The 19,652-nt window shown below is 68.4% G+C and carries 15 protein-coding genes and 3 pseudogenes; 9 read left to right on the forward strand and 9 right to left on the reverse strand.

From position 1 onward, the window contains the following. Window positions 1-135 precede the first annotated feature (135 nt). The 5 genes and pseudogenes from gdhA to K307_RS16390 all read right to left on the reverse strand — a co-directional run. Window positions 136-1,488 (reverse strand): NADP-specific glutamate dehydrogenase, encoded by a 1,353-nt coding sequence (gene gdhA, locus K307_RS16370; protein WP_042879647.1) that lies wholly within the window; start codon window positions 1,486-1,488, stop codon window positions 136-138. A 287-nt stretch (window positions 1,489-1,775) separates the two neighbouring features. Then, window positions 1,776-2,531 (reverse strand): DeoR/GlpR family DNA-binding transcription regulator, encoded by a 756-nt coding sequence (locus tag K307_RS16375; RefSeq protein WP_042879648.1) that lies wholly within the window; start codon window positions 2,529-2,531, stop codon window positions 1,776-1,778. 159 nt (window positions 2,532-2,690) lie between these two features. Further along, window positions 2,691-4,154: pseudogene (phnY, locus tag K307_RS16380) on the reverse strand (phosphonoacetaldehyde dehydrogenase). Window positions 4,155-4,187: 33 nt separating this feature from the next. Then, window positions 4,188-5,450 (reverse strand): phosphonoacetate hydrolase, encoded by a 1,263-nt coding sequence (gene phnA / locus K307_RS16385; protein WP_042879650.1) that lies wholly within the window; start codon window positions 5,448-5,450, stop codon window positions 4,188-4,190. 87 nt (window positions 5,451-5,537) lie between these two features. Further along, window positions 5,538-5,762: pseudogene (locus K307_RS16390) on the reverse strand (FCD domain-containing protein); the annotation flags it as partial. On the opposite strand from K307_RS16390, the pseudogene K307_RS16395 reads away from it, so the two are divergent. The 4 genes and pseudogenes from K307_RS16395 to K307_RS16410 all read left to right on the forward strand — a co-directional run. Then, a pseudogene (locus K307_RS16395) lies at window positions 5,761-7,086 on the forward strand (glycine cleavage T C-terminal barrel domain-containing protein); the annotation flags it as partial. The pseudogenes K307_RS16390 and K307_RS16395 overlap by 2 nt on opposite strands. 224 nt (window positions 7,087-7,310) lie before the next feature. After that, entirely contained in the window at window positions 7,311-8,831 is a 1,521-nt protein-coding gene (gene adh / locus K307_RS16400; protein ID WP_042879654.1) for an aldehyde dehydrogenase, read from the forward strand. A gap of 96 nt (window positions 8,832-8,927) precedes the next feature. Next, window positions 8,928-9,956, forward strand: coding sequence for an alcohol dehydrogenase AdhP (adhP, locus tag K307_RS16405; protein WP_042879656.1), 1,029 nt, complete (start codon window positions 8,928-8,930; stop codon window positions 9,954-9,956). 13 nt (window positions 9,957-9,969) lie between these two features. Further along, entirely contained in the window at window positions 9,970-10,371 is a 402-nt protein-coding gene (locus K307_RS16410; RefSeq protein ID WP_042879657.1) for a DUF779 domain-containing protein, read from the forward strand. A gap of 104 nt (window positions 10,372-10,475) precedes the next feature. Here the strand turns inward: K307_RS16410 and K307_RS16415 are convergent, their stop codons facing one another. After that, window positions 10,476-12,440, reverse strand: a complete 1,965-nt coding sequence (locus K307_RS16415) for a sigma-54-dependent Fis family transcriptional regulator (protein ID WP_042879659.1) — start codon at window positions 12,438-12,440, stop codon at window positions 10,476-10,478. Between the two features lie 181 nt (window positions 12,441-12,621). Beyond that, complete coding sequence (locus tag K307_RS16420; RefSeq protein WP_042879660.1) at window positions 12,622-12,864, reverse strand: hypothetical protein; 243 nt, start codon at window positions 12,862-12,864, stop codon at window positions 12,622-12,624. A gap of 191 nt (window positions 12,865-13,055) precedes the next feature. Here K307_RS16420 and K307_RS16425 point away from each other — a divergent pair, with 191 nt between their 5' ends. The 3 genes from K307_RS16425 to K307_RS16435 are packed head-to-tail and all read left to right on the forward strand — an operon-like array spanning window position 13,056 to window position 17,384. After that, entirely contained in the window at window positions 13,056-13,991 is a 936-nt protein-coding gene (locus K307_RS16425) for an alpha/beta hydrolase (RefSeq protein WP_042879661.1), read from the forward strand. A gap of 37 nt (window positions 13,992-14,028) precedes the next feature. Continuing rightward, window positions 14,029-16,101: a penicillin-binding protein 1A gene (locus K307_RS16430; RefSeq protein ID WP_042879662.1), complete on the forward strand. Its 2,073-nt coding sequence runs from the start codon at window positions 14,029-14,031 to the stop codon at window positions 16,099-16,101. A 29-nt stretch (window positions 16,102-16,130) separates the two neighbouring features. Further along, the gene (locus K307_RS16435) at window positions 16,131-17,384 is read left to right on the forward strand and encodes an arsenic transporter (RefSeq protein WP_042879664.1); all 1,254 of its coding nucleotides are present in this window, start codon (window positions 16,131-16,133) and stop codon (window positions 17,382-17,384) included. Between the two features lie 9 nt (window positions 17,385-17,393). Here the strand turns inward: K307_RS16435 and K307_RS16440 are convergent, their stop codons facing one another. Next, window positions 17,394-17,585: a hypothetical protein gene (locus tag K307_RS16440; protein WP_042879666.1), complete on the reverse strand. Its 192-nt coding sequence runs from the start codon at window positions 17,583-17,585 to the stop codon at window positions 17,394-17,396. A gap of 324 nt (window positions 17,586-17,909) precedes the next feature. Between K307_RS16440 and folE the strand changes: the two genes are divergently transcribed. Together folE and K307_RS16450 are read left to right on the forward strand one after the other, a co-directional pair. Continuing rightward, window positions 17,910-18,671 carry a GTP cyclohydrolase I gene (folE, locus tag K307_RS16445; RefSeq protein WP_042879668.1) on the forward strand — a complete coding sequence of 254 codons (762 nt, stop codon included), beginning with the start codon at window positions 17,910-17,912 and terminating at the stop codon, window positions 18,669-18,671. Between the two features lie 84 nt (window positions 18,672-18,755). Beyond that, entirely contained in the window at window positions 18,756-19,199 is a 444-nt protein-coding gene (locus K307_RS16450; protein WP_042879672.1) for a BLUF domain-containing protein, read from the forward strand. A gap of 142 nt (window positions 19,200-19,341) precedes the next feature. Here K307_RS16450 and K307_RS16455 read toward each other — a convergent pair whose 3' ends face one another. Further along, window positions 19,342-19,596 (reverse strand): hypothetical protein, encoded by a 255-nt coding sequence (locus K307_RS16455; protein WP_041682184.1) that lies wholly within the window; start codon window positions 19,594-19,596, stop codon window positions 19,342-19,344. Window positions 19,597-19,652 lie beyond the last annotated feature (56 nt).

Genomic DNA, 19,652 nt, shown 5'->3' on the forward strand with positions numbered 1-19,652 from the left:
TAGTTCTACGCGTTGTACCCAGCAGTGCCGTCGGTGACTTCCACCACCAGCCGGCCCAGCGTTTCGCGGCGAACCCAAACCGGTCGCGCTACGCCATCGGTATTGCACCGGCCGGCGTTGCGCCGGCCGTTTGGCTCAGATCACGCCCTGCGCCAGCATGGCGTCCGCCACCTTGACGAAGCCCGCGATATTCGCGCCTTCGACGTAGTTGATGTACCCATCCGCCTTCTGCCCGTGGTGGATGCAGTTCTTGTGGATGTCCTTCATGATCGCGTGCAGCTTCTCGTCGACCTCGGCATGGTGCCAGGACAGGCGCATCGCGTTCTGCGACATCTCCAGGCCGGAGGTAGCGACGCCGCCGGCGTTGCTGGCCTTGCCAGGCGCATAGAGAATCTTCGCATCGACAAAGCGGTCCACCGCTTCCAGCGTCGACGGCATGTTGGCGCCCTCCGCCACGCAGATCACGCCATTGCCGAGCAGCGTCTCGGCGTCATTGCCGTCCAGTTCGTTCTGCGTCGCGCACGGCAGCGCCACGTCCGCCGGCACGTGCCACGGGGTGCGGCCGGCTTCGAAGGTCATGCCATGGCGGGCGGCGAAGTCCGACAGGCGGCCGCGCTCTTCATTCTTGAAGGCCATCACTTCTGCCAGTTGCTCGCTGGTCATGCCCTGCGGGTAGTGGAGCACGCCGCCGGAGTCGGACAGCGTCAGCACCTTCGCGCCCAGCTCGATCGCCTTCTCGGCCGCGTACTGCGCCACATTGCCCGAGCCGGAGATCAGCACGCGCAGGCCGTCAAAGGCACGACCGCGCTTGTGCAGCATTTCCTGGGCGAAGTAGACCGTGCCGTAGCCGGTGGCTTCGGGGCGCATCAGGCTGCCGCCATAGGCCAGGCCCTTGCCGGTGAAGACGCAGGCAGACTGGTTGGACAGCTTCTTCATCATGCCGGCCATGAAGCCGACCTCGCGCGCGCCCACGCCGATGTCGCCGGCCGGGATATCGGTGTCCGGGCCCAGGTGCCGATACAGCTCGGTCACCAGCGCCTGGCAGAAGCGCATCACCTCGCCGTCGGACTTGCCCTTGGGATCGAAGTCGGAGCCGCCCTTGCCACCGCCCATCGGCAGCGTGGTCAGCGCATTCTTGAAGGTCTGCTCGAAGCCCAGGAACTTCAGCACCGACAGGTTCACCGTCGGGTGGAAGCGCATGCCGCCCTTGAACGGGCCGATCGCAGAGCTGTGCTGCACGCGGAAGGCGCGGTTGACCTGCACGCGGTTCTGGTCGTCAGTCCAGGCCACGCGGAACTGGATCACGCGCTCGGGCTCCACCAGCCGCTCGAGCACGGCCTGGTCGGCATAGCGCGGATTGCGCTCGACGAACGGCCAGAGCGTCATCATCACTTCCTTCACGGCCTGGAGGAATTCAGGTTGATTGGGGTCGCGGCGGGCGACCCCCGCCAGGAATGCTTCAAGGGAAGGACGGGAGGGAGAACTCACGGTTGTCTCTGCTGTGCTGGGTGCTGTGGCTGGATCCGGCAGCCTTGCCGGTCGAGCCGGTCTCTTGTGCCGTTTGGCGTTGCGCCGATGGAAGGTGGGTGGCCTCCGGTTGTCTGGACATTCACGGCATGCCGTGCTTGTCAGACAACGCGAAACTGTAGCACCACCATGGGGCATGTGACAGTCAAAACACCTGTGACTGCGGCGAGAAAACCGCATTTTGGCGCTGACGTTTTTGGGATTTTCGTGCGATCAGCGGACAGCGCCGACGCGCCGCCGTGCGGGGTTCAGGCAATCAGCAGCTTAGTACCGCGCTCCTTCAGGGCCGCCCCCAGCTCCGGCTCCGGCGCCATGTCCGTGATCAGCCAGGCAGCGAGATCGAAATGCTTGATGGTCACACCCGTATTGCGCCCGAACTTGGTATGGTCGGCCACCACGCAGGGTACGTCGGCGGCCAGCAGCATGCGGCCGCGCAGCTCGGCGGCGGCGCGCGAGAAGTCGCAGATCTCGCCGCGCGGCGTGACGCCCCCGATGCCGATAAAGGCGAAGTCGGTGTGGTAGCGCGACAGTTGCTCGATGGTGTCCCAGCCGTGGGTGGCGTCTTCATTGTCCTGTAGCTCGCCGCCGAGCACGATCACCCGGTTGCCGTTGCGCCGGCCCAGCAGTTGGGCGATCGCCAGGTCGTTGGTGTAGATCAGCAGGTTGTGGTGGCCATGCAGCGCCTGGGCCACCGCATGCGTGGTGGTGCCGTAGTCCAGGATCAGCGAGGCGCCATCGCGCACGAGCTCGGCCGCGCGCACGCCGATGGCCCGCTTGCCTTCGGCATTGACCGCGGCGCGGGTCTGGGTGTCGGGCTCAGTGCGGTCGGAGGCCAGCGCGCCGCCGTGGGTCAGCACCAGCAGGCCGCGTGCGGCCAGGGTATTGAGGTCGCGGCGGATGGTTTCGCGCGAGACGTCGAGTTCGGCGACCAGTTCGCTGATGGCCAGGGCGCCGGTGGCGGACAGCAGGTCGAGGATGTATTTCTGCCGTTGTTCGGCGAGCACGGGGACTCCGGGAGGGTCAGGAAGTGGGGCTGATTCTAGCGCAGCAAGTCGCGTGGTGTGCCAAGGGCCATGGGCTACCAGCCACCGATTGCGTGCTCCCTCTCCCGCAGGCGGGAGAGGGGATCAAACCAGCGGCAGCCTTGGCTCCTACTCAGCAGCTCACCCCCACGGCAGCGTAATCGACTTCAGGTTAGTAAAGCTCTTGGCCGCCTCCTGCACCCCTTCCTTGTAGCCCAGCCCCGAATCCTTGATACCGCCGAATGGCGTCAGCTCAATGCGGTAGCCCGGCACTTCCCACAGGTTCACCGTGCCGGCGTGCAACGAATTGGCGATCCTGGTGAACGCCTCGATATTATTGGTGCACACCCCGGACGACAGCCCGAACGCAGTCCCGTTGGAGATGCGAATGGCGTCGTCCACATCACGGAACGTGATGAGCGGCGACACCGGCCCGAAGGTTTCTTCGCGCACCACGGTCATCGACGGATCCACACGGTCCAGCACCGTGGGCGAATAGCTGGCGCCGCTGCGCTGGTTGCCCACCAGCAGCCGCGCGCCCTGCGCCACCGCCTCGTTGACACGCGCCTCGAACAGCGCGGCGGCCTCGGCATCGATCACGGTGCCCATGTCGACGCGGCGATCCATCGGGTCGCCGTATTTCCACGCGCGGGTCTTCTCGACCACCAGTTCGGTGAAGCGCGCGGCCACGGCCTCGTGCACCAGCATGCGCTTGACCGCGGTGCAGCGCTGGCCGGAGTTCTTGTACGAGCCCTGCACCGCCAGGTCCGAAGCCCGGTCCAGGTCGGCATCGTCAAGCACGATCAGCGGATCGTTGCCGCCCAGCTCCAGCACCACGCGCTTGTAGCCGGCCTTGCTGGCGATGTACTTGCCGATCGCCACGCCGCCGGTGAAGGTCACCAGGTCCGCCGACGGGTGCGTGATCAGCTCGTCGGCAATCTCGCGCGGGTCGCCGGTGACCACCTGGAACATCTGCGGCGGCAGTCCGGCCTCGTACAGCAGGTCGGCCAGGTAGTAAGCCGATAGCGGCACCTTCTCCGAGGGCTTGAGCACCATGCGGTTGTTGGTGGCGATCGACGGCGCGACCTTGTGCGCGACCTGGTTCATCGGGTGGTTGAACGGCGTGATGGCGCAGATCACGCCCAGCAGCGGCTCGCGCTGCGTCATCACGCGGCGCTTCTTGCCGTGCGGGGTCAGGTCGCACGAGAACATCTGGCCGTCGTCGCGCAGCGCCTCGGTGGCGGCAAAGCCGAGCACGTCGGCCACGCGGCCGATCTCGTAGAGCGAGTCCTTCTTTGAGAGGCCGGACTCCAGCGTGATTAGGTCCGAGGCTTCCTCGGTGCGCTAGCGTAGCAGCGCGGCAGCCCGGTTCAGGATGGCGGCGCGCTCGTAGCGTGTCAGCGTGGAACGGTAGGCGTGCGCGGCCTCGAAGGCGCGGCGCACGTCCTCAAGCGTGGCCTTGGGCACGGTGCCGACCAGCGAGCCGTCATACGGGTTGCGCACTTCGATCACGCGTTCGCGCACGATCTTCTGGCCGTCGATGCGCAGCGCCTCGGCGCGGAAATGGGGGCTGACGGCGCCAGCGGGAAATTGGGGGGCGTTCATGGGTCTGCTCCGGTCAGTACGTGTCAATGCGGCTCAGTGCAGATGATTGAGCGCCACGTCGAAGATGTCGAAGTTGCGCAGCACCGGCTTGCCCGCGATGCCGGCCGTGGCGCGGTTGAACACCAGCGGCACGGTCTGCTCCGACACGCCGCCGTGCGAGCGCAGCGGCGCATCCAGCCCGGACAGGTCGTGGCGGCTGCGGCTGGTGCCGAGCACCACGTGCTTGTCGCTGGTCACCACGAGGTCGCCGACGCGGTCGGGCGGCAGTTCAAAGCGCGCGCAGGCCTCGGCGTTATCGAGCACGCTTTCCACGCCTTGCAGGTCGGACAGCTTTGCCTTGATCGCGTCACGATCGACATCCTCGGGCAGGTAGACCGTGGCGTAGGAGCCGAGTGCGCCGTGGTGGACCACGTAGGGATCGGTGATCGGCAGGATCACGCGCGCACCGCCCTCCTCCAGGCCGCGGCCGAGCCAGGCGTCGAGGTGGTCCTGCAGGTAGATCACGTTGCGTGCCTTGGTGGCGTCGTCGTGCTTGGCGTTCATGCCGTGGTCGGCAGTCAGCGCGACCACGCAGCCCAGTTCGTCGAGCCGCGCCAGGTACTTGTCCATCATCGCGTAGAAGGCGTTGGCGCCGTCCGAGCCGGGGGCGAACTTGTGCTGGATGTAATCGGTGGTGGACAGGTACATCAGGTCGGGGCGGCGCGTTTCCATCAGCCGCACACCGGCGGCGAAGACGAATTCCGACAGCTCCGCGCTGTACACATCCGGCACCGGCATGCCGACCAGCTCGAGCACGCCGTCGATGCCATTCTCCTCAACGGTCGCCTGGTCAGCCTTCTCCGATGAGAAGCAGATGCCCTGCATGCCATGGCCGAGCAGGCGGCGCAGCTTGTCCTTGGCGGTCACCACCGCGACGCTAGCGCCGGCCTCGGCAAAGGCGGCCAGGATGGTGCCGGCGCGCAGGTATTTGGGGTCATTCATCATCACTTCCTCGCCGCGCCCGCCGTTGGCGCTGCGGTCGAAGAAGTAGTTGCCGCAGATGCCGTGCACCGCAGGCGGCGCGCCGCAGACGATCGACAGGTTGTTGGGATTGGTGAAAGTGGGCACTACGCAGGCGCCGCGGAAGGCGGAGCCGGCTGCCAGCAGCCGCTTGAGGTAGGGCGCGCGGCCGCTGGCGGCGGCGGCCCCCAGGTAGTCAAACTCGCAGCCGTCGACACAGACCACCACGACGGGCTGCTGCATCCAGCGGTAGGTGCGCTGGTTGACGGTGATGGTGCGGGCATTGGTATCGGGCATGGTGGCGGTCCTGTGCGAGGGCGTTGTCCGGGAGATCAGGTGGCTCGGGTTGGGCCGGGCGGCGCGGTTGCCGCCGGCCGTTGAGATTCAGGCGGCGGCCCCTTTGTCCGCGCTGCCGGGGTCCACGGCTGCATGCATGCGCGCGCGGCCGCGCTCGACGTGCTCGCGCATCAGGCGCGCCGCCAGTTCGCCGTCGCGCGCCGCGATGGCCGAGACGATGGCGCGGTGCTCGCGGGTGGAGTCGGGCATGGCGGCATTGCTGCCGGACAGTGCTTCGCGGCGGAACAGCGTCAGTTCCTTGACCAGGCGCCGCCGCTTTGCCGGCTTCAACGGCAACCAGAACTGGTTGCACGACCATGTCAAGGAAACGCTGGGGTTGCACTATGCGATGCCGTGGCCCAACCGCGAGCTGGAAACCGCGCGGCCCTTCCGCCGTTCCCCCTTGTATGCCCAGCTGCGCGAGGCCGGCGCCAGCTTCGGCAGCAAGATGGGTTGGGAGCGGCCCAACTTCTTTGCCCCGCCCGGGGAGTCGCCGGAGATCCGCTATTCCTTCGGCCAGCAGAACTGGCTGCCGTGGAGCGGCGCCGAGCACCGCGCCTGCCGCGAAGGCGTGGCGCTGTTCGACATGAGCTCGTTCTCCAAGTACATCGTCAAGGGCGCCGACGCGGAGGCCGTGCTGCAGACGGTGATGAGCAACGACATGGCGGTGCCGCCGGGCCAGACCGTCTACACTGCAATGCTCAACGAGCGCGGCACCTATGAATCGGACCTGACCGTGACGCGGCTGGCGCACGACCAGTACCTCGTCGTTACCGGCTCGGCGCAGACCACGCGCGACTTCAGCTATATCGAGCGGCTGATCCCGGCGCACCAGCGCTGCGTGATCGTCGACGTCACCGGCCAGTACGCGGTGCTGGCGGTGATGGGGCCGCGTTCGCGCGCGTTGCTGCAAAAGGTATCGCGCGCGGACTTCTCCAACGAGGGCTTTCCGTTCGGCACCTCGCGCGAGATCGACCTGGGCTACGCCACGGTGCGCGCCACGCGGCTGACCTATGTGGGCGAACTCGGCTGGGAATTGTACGTGCCGGTGGAGTTCGCCGTCGGCGTCTATGAGACCCTCCTTGATGCCGGCCGCGGCCTGGGCCTGGTCAATGCCGGCTACTACGCGATCGAATCGCTGCGGCTGGAGAAAGGCTACCGTGCGTGGGGACGCGAGCTGTCGCCGTCGGTCAACCCGTTCGAAGCCGGGCTGTCGTTTGCCTGCAAACTGGCCAGCGGCATCCCCTTCCGCGGGCGCGAGGCGCTGCTGAAGCTGCGCGGGGCAGTGCCGACGCGCCGCATGGTGGTGATCACGGTGGATGGCGCGCGCGACGCGATGCTGTGGGGCGGCGAGGCGGTACTGCGCACCGCGCCCGACGGCAGCGTACGCGCGGTGGGCGCGCTCAGCTCCGCCGCCTTCGGCCATACGCTGGGCTGCCCGGTCGGCATGGTGCTGCTGGCACGCACGCACGGGCCCGCCGACGCCGCGTGGATCGAGGGCGGCCGCTACCACGTCGACCTGGCGGGCGAGCTGCTGCCCGCGCGCGTGCACCTGCGCGCGCCGTACGACCCGGCATCGGCCCGGCCCAAGGCCTGACGAGCGGGTGTTCCATTCTGGAACACCCCGGTGTCACGCGCTGGCACAGCGCTGCTACTGCGTGACACATCCGGCGCGGGCACAAGCGCCCGCCACCGCGTTTTCCCCGTTCTTCCGCCAGTTTTACGCCGGTTCTCGCTCCGGCACACCTCTTGCGATCTGTCTGCCGTGCGCACGGCGCGAGGCCGTGACGACACCACACAGATCAACGAACGGAGCGAGACATGAACATGGCGGAAATCGCCCAGCTGGGCGTCAGCAACCCCTACAAGCAGCAGTACGAGAACTACATCGGCGGCGCCTGGGTGCCGCCCGCCGGCGGCGAGTACTTTGAGTCGATCACGCCGATCACCGGCAAGCCGTTCACGCGCGTGCCGCGCTCCAACCAGCAGGATGTCGATGCCGCGCTGGACGCCGCGCACGCCGCCAAGGCCGCCTGGGCGCGCACCTCCACCACCGAGCGCGCCAATATCCTGAACCGCATCGCCGACCGCATCGAAGCCAACCTGGTGCTGCTGGCCGTGGCCGAGACCATCGACAACGGCAAGCCGGTGCGCGAGACCTGCGCCGCCGACCTGCCGCTGGCGGTCGACCACTTCCGCTACTTCGCCGGCTGCATCCGCTCGCAGGAAGGCGGCATCTCCGAAATCGACGGCGACACCGTGGCCTACCACTTCCACGAGCCGCTGGGCGTGGTCGGCCAGATCATCCCGTGGAACTTCCCGCTGCTGATGGCCACGTGGAAGTTGGCGCCGGCACTGGCGGCCGGCAACTGCGTGGTGCTCAAGCCCGCCGAGCAAACGCCCGCTTCGATCCTGGTGCTGATGGAGCTGATCGGCGACCTGCTGCCGCCGGGCGTGGTCAACGTGATCAACGGCTTTGGCCTGGAGGCCGGCAAGCCGCTGGCATCGAGCCCGCGCATCAGCAAGGTGGCCTTTACCGGCGAAACCACCACCGGGCGGCTGATCATGCAATACGCCTCGCAGAACCTGATCCCGGTGACGCTGGAACTGGGCGGCAAGTCGCCCAATATCTTCTTCGAGGACGTGCTGGCCGCCGACGACGCCTTCTTTGACAAGGCGCTGGAAGGCTTCGCCATGTTCGCGCTGAACCAGGGCGAGGTCTGCACCTGCCCGTCGCGCGCGCTGATCCAGGAATCGATCTACGACCGCTTCATGGAGCGTGCGCTCAAGCGCGTGGCGGCGATCCGCCAGGGGCATCCGCTCGACAAGGGCACCATGATCGGCGCGCAGGCATCGGCCGAACAACTCGAGAAGATCCTGTCGTACATCGACCTGGGCCGCAAGGAAGGCGCGCAGTGCCTGACAGGCGGCGAGCGCAATGCGCTGGACGGCGACCTCGCCGGCGGATACTACGTGAAGCCGACGGTATTTGCCGGCCACAACAAGATGCGCATCTTCCAGGAAGAGATCTTCGGGCCGGTGGTGTCGGTGACGACCTTCAAGGACGAGGAAGAAGCCCTGGCGATCGCCAACGACACGCTCTACGGCCTGGGCGCAGGCGTGTGGACGCGTGACGGCGCGCGCGCATTCCGCATGGGGCGCGGCATCCAGGCTGGCCGCGTGTGGACCAACTGCTACCACGCCTACCCGGCGCATGCCGCATTCGGGGGATACAAGCAGTCCGGCATCGGCCGTGAAAACCATCGCATGATGCTCGACCACTACCAGCAGACCAAGAACCTGCTGGTGAGCTACAGCCCCAACGCGCTCGGATTTTTCTGACGATGCGCAAGGCACGCTGCCGTGTGCGTGCCATGATTGGATTGAGCCCCGCGGGCGCGGGGCCAACCCGATCAGGGAGTCATTCAAGGAGTCGAGATGCCTGCCATGATGAAAGCTGCGGTGGTGCGAGAGTTCGGCGCGCCGCTGACGATCGATGAAGTTCCTGTTCCGCAACCCGGCCCCGGCCAGATCCAGGTGAAGATCGAGGCCTCCGGTGTCTGCCACACCGACCTGCACGCCGCCGACGGCGACTGGCCGGTCAAACCCACGCTGCCCTTTATCCCCGGCCATGAAGGCGTGGGCTTTGTCTCTGCCGTCGGCAGCGGCGTCGCCCGCGTGAAGGAAGGCGACCGCGTCGGCGTGCCCTGGCTGTACAGTGCCTGCGGCTATTGCGAGCACTGCCTGCAGGGCTGGGAGACGTTGTGCGAGAAGCAGCAGAATACCGGTTATTCCGTCAACGGCGGCTACGGTGAATATGTCGTTGCCGATCCCAACTACGTGGGCCTGTTGCCCGACAAGATCGGCTTTGTCGAAATCGCGCCGATCCTATGCGCGGGCGTCACGGTCTACAAGGGCCTGAAAGTCACCGATACGCGGCCGGGCCAGTGGGTGGTGATCTCCGGCATCGGCGGCCTGGGCCACGTGGCCGTGCAGTATGCGCGGGCGATGGGGCTGCGCGTGGCCGCGGTGGACATCGATGACGAGAAGCTCGCACTCGCAAGCCGGCTCGGCGCGGAGGCGACCGTCAACGCGCGCACTACCGATCCTGCCGCGTGGCTGCAGAAAGAGATCGGCGGAGCGCATGGCGTGCTCGTGACCGCGGTGTCGCCGATCGCGTTCTCGCAGGCCATCGGAATGGTGCGCCGCGGCGGCACGATCGCGCTCAACGGCCTGCCGCCGGGCGAGTTCGCCACGCCGATCTTCGACGTGGTGCTCAAGGGCATCACCATCCGCGGCTCGATCGTCGGCACGCGCAGCGATCTGCAGGAGTCGCTGGACTTCGCCGCGCATGGCGACGTCAAGGCCACGGTGTCGACCGCGAAGCTCGACGATATCAACGATGTGTTCGGGCGACTGCGCGCGGGCAAGATCGAAGGGCGCGTGGTGCTGGACCTGGCGGCCTGACGGGAGCGCGGCCATGCCATCACCTGTTCCTGTTTCGGCCGATGTGCCCGTTGCGCGAGTGGTTGCGACGCCGGCCGCGCTCGCGCTGATCGCGCAACTGCGCGCGCGGCATGGCCCGCTGATGTTCCACCAGTCCGGCGGCTGCTGCGACGGCAGCGCGCCGATGTGCTACCCGGCCGGCGAACTGCTGGTGGGGCAGGCCGATGTGTGCCTCGGCGAGATCGGCGGCGCGCCCTTCTACATGACGCGCGCGCAGTTCGAGTACTGGCAGCACACGCGGCTGGTGATCGACGTGGTGCCGGGGGCGGGCGGGATGTTTTCGCTGGAGGGGCCGACGGGCAAGCGCTTTCTGACGCGGTCGGAGTTGTTCAGTGAGGAGGAAGCGACGTGGCTGGCGGCGCAGCCGGAGTTGTGACCTGCCTCATGCTTCGCGCTAGCCAACTGGGTGCTCCCTCTCCCGCAAGCGGGAGAGGGAGCAAACCGGCGGGAGATGAACCGCATCAGCGCTTGCGCGAAGCCTCAGCCCTCCAACCCCGGCTCGTCATCCAGCCCTTCCTTCAACCTCCGATAGATCGTATTGCGCGACACCCCCAGCTCGCGCGCGGCATGACTGACATTGCCACCATGCCGCGCCAGCGCCTGGCGGATGACGCCCGCTTCCCAGTCGCGCATGCGCCCGGCAGCTGCCGCTGTTCCGGTCGCTGGCGCTGACTGCGCAGCCGGCGTTTCCGCACAGCGTTCCGCGTCGTCGTCACACTCCTGGTCAAACCCTTCCGGCAGGTGCTCGCAGCCGATCTCCGCCTCCCCTTCCGCCAGGATCGCCGCCGTCCGCAACACATTGGCAAGCTGCCGGATATTGCCCGGCCACGGATGCCGCCGCAGCATCGCCAGCACTTCAGCGCCAACCTGCAACGGAATCTCCGTGCCACCCTCTTCCCGCTGCCGCTGCAAGATGCGCTCCACCAGCAGCGGCAGGTCGCTGCGTTCGCACAGCGACGGCAGCGTCACGGCCAGCGCATTGATGCGGTAGTAGAGATCCTCGCGGAAGGAACCTTCGGCAATCATCGCCCGCAGGTCCCGGTGGGTGGCACAGACCACCCGCACATCAACCGGCACCGCACGCGCACCGCCCAGCGGCGTGACCGCGCGCTCCTGCAGCACCCGCATCAGCCGCACCTGTTGCGCCAGCGGCATGTCGCCGATCTCGTCGAGGAACAGCGTGCCGCCATGCGCCTGCGCCAGCTTGCCGACGCAGCCGCGGCGACGCGCGCCGGTAAAGGCGCCCTCTTCGTAGCCGAACAGCTCGGCCTCGATCAGCGACTCGGGGATGGCCGCGCAGTTGACGGCGACAAAAGGCCCGTTGCCGCGCGGCGAGGCGGCGTGGATGGCGCGCGCCAGCCATTCCTTGCCGGTGCCGGTGCGGCCCTGGACCAGGATGGGGATATCGCGCCCGCAGACCTTGCGCACCCGGCGCAGCACCGCGGCCACGGCGGCATCGCCGGTATCGAGCGCGGCCAGCGCCGGCGGCAACGGGTCGTCGGCGACCGGCTGCCGCACCGTCACCGGGGCGGCCAGGTATTCGACGCGCGCGAACACCTGTACCCGGCTCGGCAGCGTCAGCACCTGCAGCGATCCGGCCGAAGTGGCGCGCGCCTGCATCGCGATGCGCACCGGCAGGCCGAACAGCTCGGCGAATCCAGACAGCGCCAGCGCCTGCGGCGCCAGCCCGAGCTGGAACAGCCCGCTGCGGTTGGCGGCGAGGAAGGCCCCGTCGGGCGTGAACGCCGCCATGCCCTCGAACAGCGTGCCGACGAACTCCGGGCGCGTATGGAAGCGCACCAGCACCGCCTCCGGAAAATGGTTGGCGAACAGGTGGTTCTCGATCATCTGCGCCGACATGCGCACCAGCGCCATGGTGTGGCGATGGAAGCCGCGTTGGTCGCCGCTGACGTCGAGCGCGCCCAGGATCGCGCCGGTCGGGCCGGCGATCGGCGCGCACGAGCAGGTGAGCTGGTGGTTGGCCTGCAGGAAGTGCTCGCTGGCGTGGATGATGGTGGGACGGGCCTCGGCCAGCGCGGTGCCAATGGCGTTGGTGCCCTTGCTGGGCTCGGCCCACGACACGCCCGGCGCCAGTGCCACGCGCCGGGCACGCGCGACGAAATCGCCGTCGCCCAGGCTGTGCAGGATCACGCCGCTGCTGTCGGTCAGCAGCACCATGCTATCGGTATTGGCGATCTGCGCGTGCAGGGTCTCCATCACCGGCAGCGCATGGCGGTACAGGTCGCGGCTGGCATCGACCAGTTCGCCCAATGCGCGCGTGCCGACGATGTCGAAGTCGGGCGCATGGCGCGCGTCGAGTCCGAAGCCGGCCGAGCGCGCATGGGAGCGGGCGATCAGGCCGGCGCGGTCGGCGTCGGCCGGGTCGACGGCCTGGAGCGCAGCGTCGGCGGCAGGATGGTCAGCAGAACGGGCGGCACGATGCATGACGGCGGGTCTCCTGTGCTGGCAGGCGGCGCGCATCGCAAAAGGCTAGGCGGCCGCTGCCCTGCCGTCCCGTGTCGTGTACGCGCAGGCGTGTGCTGCGGCAGGCTGGGCGGCTGTTATCCGGCAACCATAGCACAGGGCGGGGCCCCTGTATCAGCCCTGGCCGCCCGGGCCCGCGCCGTCAGCGTTTTTCGTCGAGCAGGTCGTTCAGGATCTCGTCGAACGCGGCCTGCGCGTCCTCCAGCGCCTGCAGCGCCGCATCGAAGGTCTGCAGTGCGAGCTTGGACGGCTTGCCGCTGCCCTGCGGCGGATAGTGCGCCTGCAGCGCGGTGAATGCCACCTGGACCTGCCGCGTCGCCGCGACTACGCGTTCCATTGCCTGCGCCTCTTCGGCGCGGTACTGCTCGTGCTTCTGCTCGCTCATGCCTGTCAGCTCCGTATGCGCGTCGCCGGTGTGGGGGTGCGCGCGCCTGAATGAGGCATATCGTACAAGAACTGCGCCGGCTGGCTTGCGCTGCGGCCTCGCGCCTGACAAAAATGAGGTAGGCTGCGCGGCTAGGCGGCAAGGCCGGCGCCCGGGGGCGCCACGCCAGGCCGCGACACCGTGGACGAGCCATGAAATTCCCCACCCGCCGCGCGCTGGCGGCCGCGCTGATCACCGCCGGCGGCTTCGCCAGCTACTGGACCTACCTGACGCTCAACCAGGAACGGCTGCTGTTCGACGCGCGCCGGCGCCCGCCGCGCGACCTGCCCGACGGCATCATCGGCTATTCGCACCGGATCCCCGGCGGCGTCGTGCGCGGCTACATCTACCAGGCGCCCGGCGACAGCGTGCGCGACCTCTTGTTCTACCTGCCCGGGCGCGGCGAGGACGTGCTTGAAACGCTGCAATACGCGCGCTGGCTGCCGGCCGGCATGGGCTTCGCCACCTACGACTACCGCGGGCTGGGCCATTCCGACGGCCGTCCATCCGAGGCCGCCGCGGTGGCCGATGCGAGCCAATTCCTGCTGCATGTGCGGCGTGTCTTTTCCGACACCCGCGTGCATGTGGTGGGCCGCAGCCTGGGCACCGGCGTCGCGATCCAGCTGGCGGACCTGCAGGAATTCGAGAGCCTGCAGCTGATCACGCCCTACGACTCGCTGCTGGAACTGGTGGGCAAGCGTTTCCCGCTGGTGCCGCTGCGCCAGCTGATGCGCCACCATTTCGATTCGATCTCGCACTGCAAGAAGGTCGTGCAGAGCACCAAGGTGCTGCTGGCGGAAACCGACGAGGTGGTGCCGCACGTGTGCTCCGAACGGCTGATGGCGGCTTGGCCCGGGCCAGTGGCGCTGCAGACCATGCCAGGCACGGATCACTTCACTATCGTCGAGTGCGAGGAAACCTGGCTGGCGCTGTGCGAATTCGCGCAGCAAAACAGCGAGGCCCGGTTGCCCGTCCGGGTGGCGCAGCCCGAGGGAGCGCCGGCATTACCGCCATTATCCGCAGCTCCCGCAGCGCCGGTCGAACACGACGAGGACGGCAGCCCGCTGCCGCTGGCCGCGGCCCGATAACCGCTACGACGCCACGGCCAGCGGGTAGAATGCGCGCATGAAAAAAATCGCAGTCAAGGCAGGCGGCGCCGCGCTGGCGCTGGCTGCGGCCGGCTTCCTGCTTGCCGGCTTTGCCGCGGTGGTGAGCCTGCGGCAGCTTCCTCCCGTTGACGCCCTGCGCGACTACCGGCCCGACGTGCCGCTGCGGATCTACACCAGCGACAACGTGCAGATCGGCGAATTCGGCAGCGAGCACCGCGAGTTCATTCCCTTCGAGCAGATTCCCACGCGCATGGTCAAGGCACTGCTGGCGGCCGAGGACGACCAGTTCTACCAGCACGAGGGCGTCGATATCCCCGGCGTGTTGCGCGCGGCGCTGGCCAACCTGGGCCAGGGCTACGCGCAGGGTGCGTCGACCATCACCATGCAGGTGGCGCGCAACTTCTACCTGTCGCGCGAAAAGACGCTGGCACGCAAGTGGTATGAAATGCTGCTGGCCTGGCGCATCGACCAGTCGCTGTCCAAGGACCGCATCCTCGAGCTGTACATGAACCAGGTCTACCTGGGCGAGCATGCCTATGGCTTCGGCAGCGCCGCGCATGCGTATTTCGGCAAGCCGCTGGCCGCGTTGTCGCTGGCCGAGACAGCGATGCTGGCCGGGCTGCCCAAGGCACCGTCGACCATGAACCCGGTGGTCAACTTCCCGCGCGCCAAGCGGCGCCAGGAATATGTGCTGGGCCGCATGCTGGCGCTGGGCATGATCAGCCAAGACGAATACCGCGAGGCCCGCGCCGCGCGCCTCGCCATCTCCAATGACAGCCCCGGCAGCTTCGCCGGCCATGCCGAGTACGTGGCCGAACTGGCGCGCCAGCTGGCGCGCGACCGCTTTGGCGACGAGGCATATACGCGCGGCCTGAACGTCTACACCACGGTGTCGTCGGTGCGCCAGACGCTGGCCTACGACGCGGTGCATGGCGGGCTCGAAGGCTACGCGCGCCGCCACCGCAAGTCCATCAAGACGCTGGCGCAGGGACCGCAGGCAGCGCTGGTGTCGCTGGACTGCGCCACCGGCGCGATCGAGGCGATGGTGGGCGGCACCGACTTTGCCGCCAGCCGCTTCAACCACGCCACCCAGGCGCTGCGCCAGCCGGGCTCGACCTTCAAGCCCTTCGTCTATGCGGCGGCGCTTGAGCACGGGCTATCGCCCGGCACGGTGATCAACGATGCGCCGCTGGCCAACAGCTCGCGCTGGCAGCCGTCCAATGACGATGGCCGCTTCGTCGGGCCCATCACCGTGCGCCAGGCGCTGGCCGAATCGCGCAACCTGCCTGCCATCCGCACGCTGCAGGCCATCGGCATCCCGTATGCGGTGGAGTTCGCCAGCCGCTTCGGCTTCTCGCCCAAGCGGCTGCCGCGCTACCTGCCGCTGGCGCTGGGCACCAGCACCACCTCGCCGCTGCGACTCGCGGCGGCCTACGGCGTGTTCGCCAACGGCGGCCACCGCGTCGAGCCTTACCTGATCGAGCGCATCACGGACAGCGAAGGCAACGTGCTGTTCTCCGCCGGCAACGGGCAGGGGGCCGAGGGCACGGCGCCGCCGCGCGTGATCAGCGAGCGCAATGCCTTCGTGATGGACAGCCTGCTGCGCAGCGTGGTCGACGACGGCACCGGCACGGACGTGCGCCGCTACCTGCGCCGCGACGACGTGGCCGGCAAGACCGGCACCACCAACGACTCGGTCGACGGCTGGTTCGCCGGCTATGCCGGCGGCGTGGTCACGGTGGCGTGGATGGGCTATGACGACAACCGCAGTCTGGGCGAGCATGAGTTCGGCGCCACCACCGCGCTGCCGGTCTGGGGCGCCTACATGGAAGGCCGCCTCGCCGGCGTGCCAGTGCCTGAGGCGCAGGCGCCGGCCGGCGTGGTGCGCGTGGGCGATGACTGGATGTATGCGGAGTATGCCAACGGCAACCGCGGCATCGCCTCGCTTGGCTTCCCGCCGCCGGCAGCGGATCCGGTCGCCAGCAACCAGCCCGCGCCGACACCGGTGACCAGTGAGGCGATCGGCCTGGCCGCCCCTGGCGCCGCGCCGCAAGCGACGCCCGGCGCGCCCGCCGACCCCAGCCTGTAGTCCCATCCACCACCAGAATAACAATACCGATGCCCAGCCACAGCCCGTTGCTGATCTGGTCGGTCGCCGCGCTGACCACGGCCGGCGTCCTGTTCCGCCCCTTTCGCCTGCCCGAGGCCTTCTGGGCCGCCGCCGGCGCCCTGCTGCTGTGCGTAACCGGCCTGCTGGCGCTGCCCGACGCGCTGGCGGCGGTGATGCGCGGCTATGACGTGTACCTGTTTCTCGCCGGCATGATGCTAATCTCCGAACTGGCCCGCAAGACCGGGCTGTTCGACCACGTCGCTGCGCTGGCGGTGCGCCAGGCGCGCGGTTCGGCGCTGCGGCTGTTCCTGCTGGTGTACGGCTTCGGCACGCTGGTGACGGCATTCATGTCCAACGATGCCACCGCGGTGGTGCTCACGCCCGCGGTACTCGCCGCCACGCGCGCGGCGCGGGTCCGGCATCCGCTGCCTTACCTGTATGCGTGCGCCTTTATCGCCAACGCGGCCAGCTTCGTGTTGCCGATCTCCAACCCTGCCAACCTGGTGATCTTCGGCGAGCGCATGCCGCCGCTGGCGGGCTGGCTGGCGAGCTTCGCGCTGCCGTCGCTGGTCGCCATCCTGGCCACGCTGGCCGCGCTGTGGTGGACGCAGCGCGAGGCGCTGTCCGAGCCGATCGAACACGATGTGCCGGTGCCGCCGCTGTCGCTGCAGGCCTGGCTGACGGCGCTGGGCATCGTGCTGACCGGCATCGCGCTGCTGGTCGCCTCGCTGCGCGGCAGCGACCTCGGCTGGCCCACCTTCGCGGCGGGCGTGGCGACGCTGCTGCTGGTCTGCGCCACGCGGCGCGGGCTGCTGGCGCCGGCGCTGCGCGAGGTGCCATGGGGCGTGCTGCCGATGGTGGCGGGCTTGTTCGTGCTGGTCGCGGCGCTGGAGCAGACCGTGGTGATCCGCCACCTGGCTGACGCGGTCGAGGCCGCGTCGCGCCATGGCGGCGCCGGCGCGCTGCTGGCGGTGGGCGCGGTGGTGACGCTGGCGAGCAATATCGCCAACAACCTGCCGGCCGGACTGATCGCCGCGTCGGCGCTGGCGGCCGGGCATGCGTCGCACGCCGTCACCGGCGCGGTGCTGGTCGGCATCGACCTTGGCCCCAACCTGTCCGTGACGGGGTCGCTGGCCACGCTGCTGTGGCTGACCGCGCTGCGGCGCGAAGGACATATGATCAGCGCCGGCCAGTTCCTGCGCGTGGGGGCCGTGGTCGTGCCGGCAGCGATGCTGCCGGCGCTGGCGTTGCTGCTCTGGTAAGCGGCGGTCTCAGGCGGTAGGGGTGCCGGTGGCGGCCGGCGTGCGTGCTGCCGGCAGCAGCGGCCGGCGCAGGCCGGGCGCTGCCAGGCGTGCCGCGCTGGCGTGGTGTTCCGCCACGCCCGTTTCCACCGGCGCCGCCGGCAGCGGCACCGTCACGACATGGAGCAGCATCAGGCTGCTGCATGGAAAGGCAATCGCCATGGTCTCTTTGTCCCGACAAGAGTAAGGCCGCCCGATGCAGCGGCCGGTTGCCGGCGGCCTTCAACGGGCCGCCTGACGTGTGCAGACATTATGTGCGCTTGTCGGCGTCGTGCGGCGTGGGCTTGAGCGATGTCATGAACTATTCACGGAAGGGTGTGCGCTTGTGGCGCATCCGGCCCACCGCCGCCCGCATGGCGGCTTCCGTGGCGGGTTGTTCGGCCATTGCATCTGCCATATAGTGGACCCGGCACACCCGTGCGGCGGCGCCGCCGCGCGCAGTGCAAGCCTCTGGCAGCTCTCAATGCAATCCGGACACCCCGACTCATGACCAGCAAGGACGCGGCGCGCCGCGCGAAGGAATTCACCCCGGCCGAAGACCACGCCCACGGCAAGGAGCATGGCGCGGCCCCCAGCGTCTCGTCCCGCATCCGCGCCCGGCTGCAGGCCGCGCAGGAGCGCTTCCACGCCAACGACAATATCGCGCCCTACCTCGAGCCGGGCGAGATGGAACAGTTGCAGGCCGAAGTGCAGGCGCGCCTGGAAGACGTGCTGCGCGCGCTGGTGATCGATGTCGACAACGACCACAACACGCAGGAAACCGCGCGCCGGGTTGCCAAGATGTACCTGAAGGAGATCTTCGCCGGCCGCTATGCCAAGGCGCCGGCGGTGACCGAATTCCCCAACGTCGGCCAGCTCAACGAGCTGATGATCGTCGGCCCCCTGCGGGTGCGCAGCGCCTGCTCGCACCACCTGTGCCCGATCATCGGCAAGCTGTGGGTGGGCGTGATGCCGAACCAGCATTCCAACCTGATCGGGCTGTCCAAGTATGCGCGGCTGGCCGAATGGATCATGTGCCGGCCGCAGATCCAGGAAGAGGCGGTGGCGCAGGTGGCCGACCTGTTGCAGGAGAAGATGAACCCCGACGGCCTGGCCATCGTGATGGAGGCCGAGCATTTCTGCATGCACTGGCGCGGGGTGCGCGACACCGACGCCAAGATGACCAACAGCGTGATGCGTGGCTCGTTCCTGAAGGACGACAGCCTGCGCCGCGAATTCCTCACGCTGCTGAACAACAACCGCGGCTAGAGGCCCCGCCCCGGGATCACGCCCGGGATCAAGCCCAGAATTCACGCCGCTTAAGCCACGCCCGATACCGGAGCCGCCACGATCATGCTAGTCCGCCTGCTCTATGCCAGCCGCGCCCGCCAGGCCATCGACGCCGCCCTGCTCGACGCGATCCTGGCCACCAGCCTCGAACGCAATCCGCGCCACGGCATCACCGGCGTGCTGTGCCACGGCAACGGCATGTTCCTGCAGGCGCTGGAAGGCGACCGGCAGGACCTGTCGCAGTTGTACCAGGCGATCGCGCGCGATCCCCGCCACCACGACGTGACGCTGCTGCATTTCGAGGAAACCTGCACGCGCGACTTCGCCGGCTGGGCCATGGGCCAGGTCAATGCCGCGCGCATCAACACCGCCACGCTGCTGAAGTTCTCGGCGCGCGCCGAACTGGATCCGTACCGCACCTCGGGCGCGGCCTCGCTGGCGCTGCTCAAGGAGCTGATCGCGGGCGCGTCGGTGGTCTCGCGCACCGGCGAACGCGGCCGGCACTGAGCGGTCACTGCGCCGCAACCGAGTCGCATCTGAACCGCCCAGCTGGAGTGCAAGGCCGCGGCGTCCTGAGCGCCAACAAAAAAGGTGCCGGCCACGCCGGCACCCGCATCCGCAGTACTAGCCCGGTTCCCCGGGCGTCGCGCTAGGCAGTCACCTGGCCAAACAGGCCGCATTCCAGGTCGCTCTCGAACTCCTCGACCCAGACCGAACCAGGCCCGGCCTCGTAGATACTCTGCTTGTCCGTGCCCGCCCGGCGCACGCTGACACGGCGCGCGCCGCCGCCGTTGCTCTCATCGGAAATATCGAACATCTCGGGCGCCAGTCCGACCTGCATGCACACCTGCGTGACCTGTTGCTGCTCGTCAGCGGGAAATTGTGAGAACGGTCTCGTAGCCATGGCATCCTCCGTCAAGGTTGAGATCGCCGCTTGCGCGCAGCGCGAACGCGCGTGGC

This window comes from Cupriavidus necator A5-1 (assembly GCF_000744095.1).
Classification (GTDB): domain Bacteria; phylum Pseudomonadota; class Gammaproteobacteria; order Burkholderiales; family Burkholderiaceae; genus Cupriavidus; species Cupriavidus necator_A.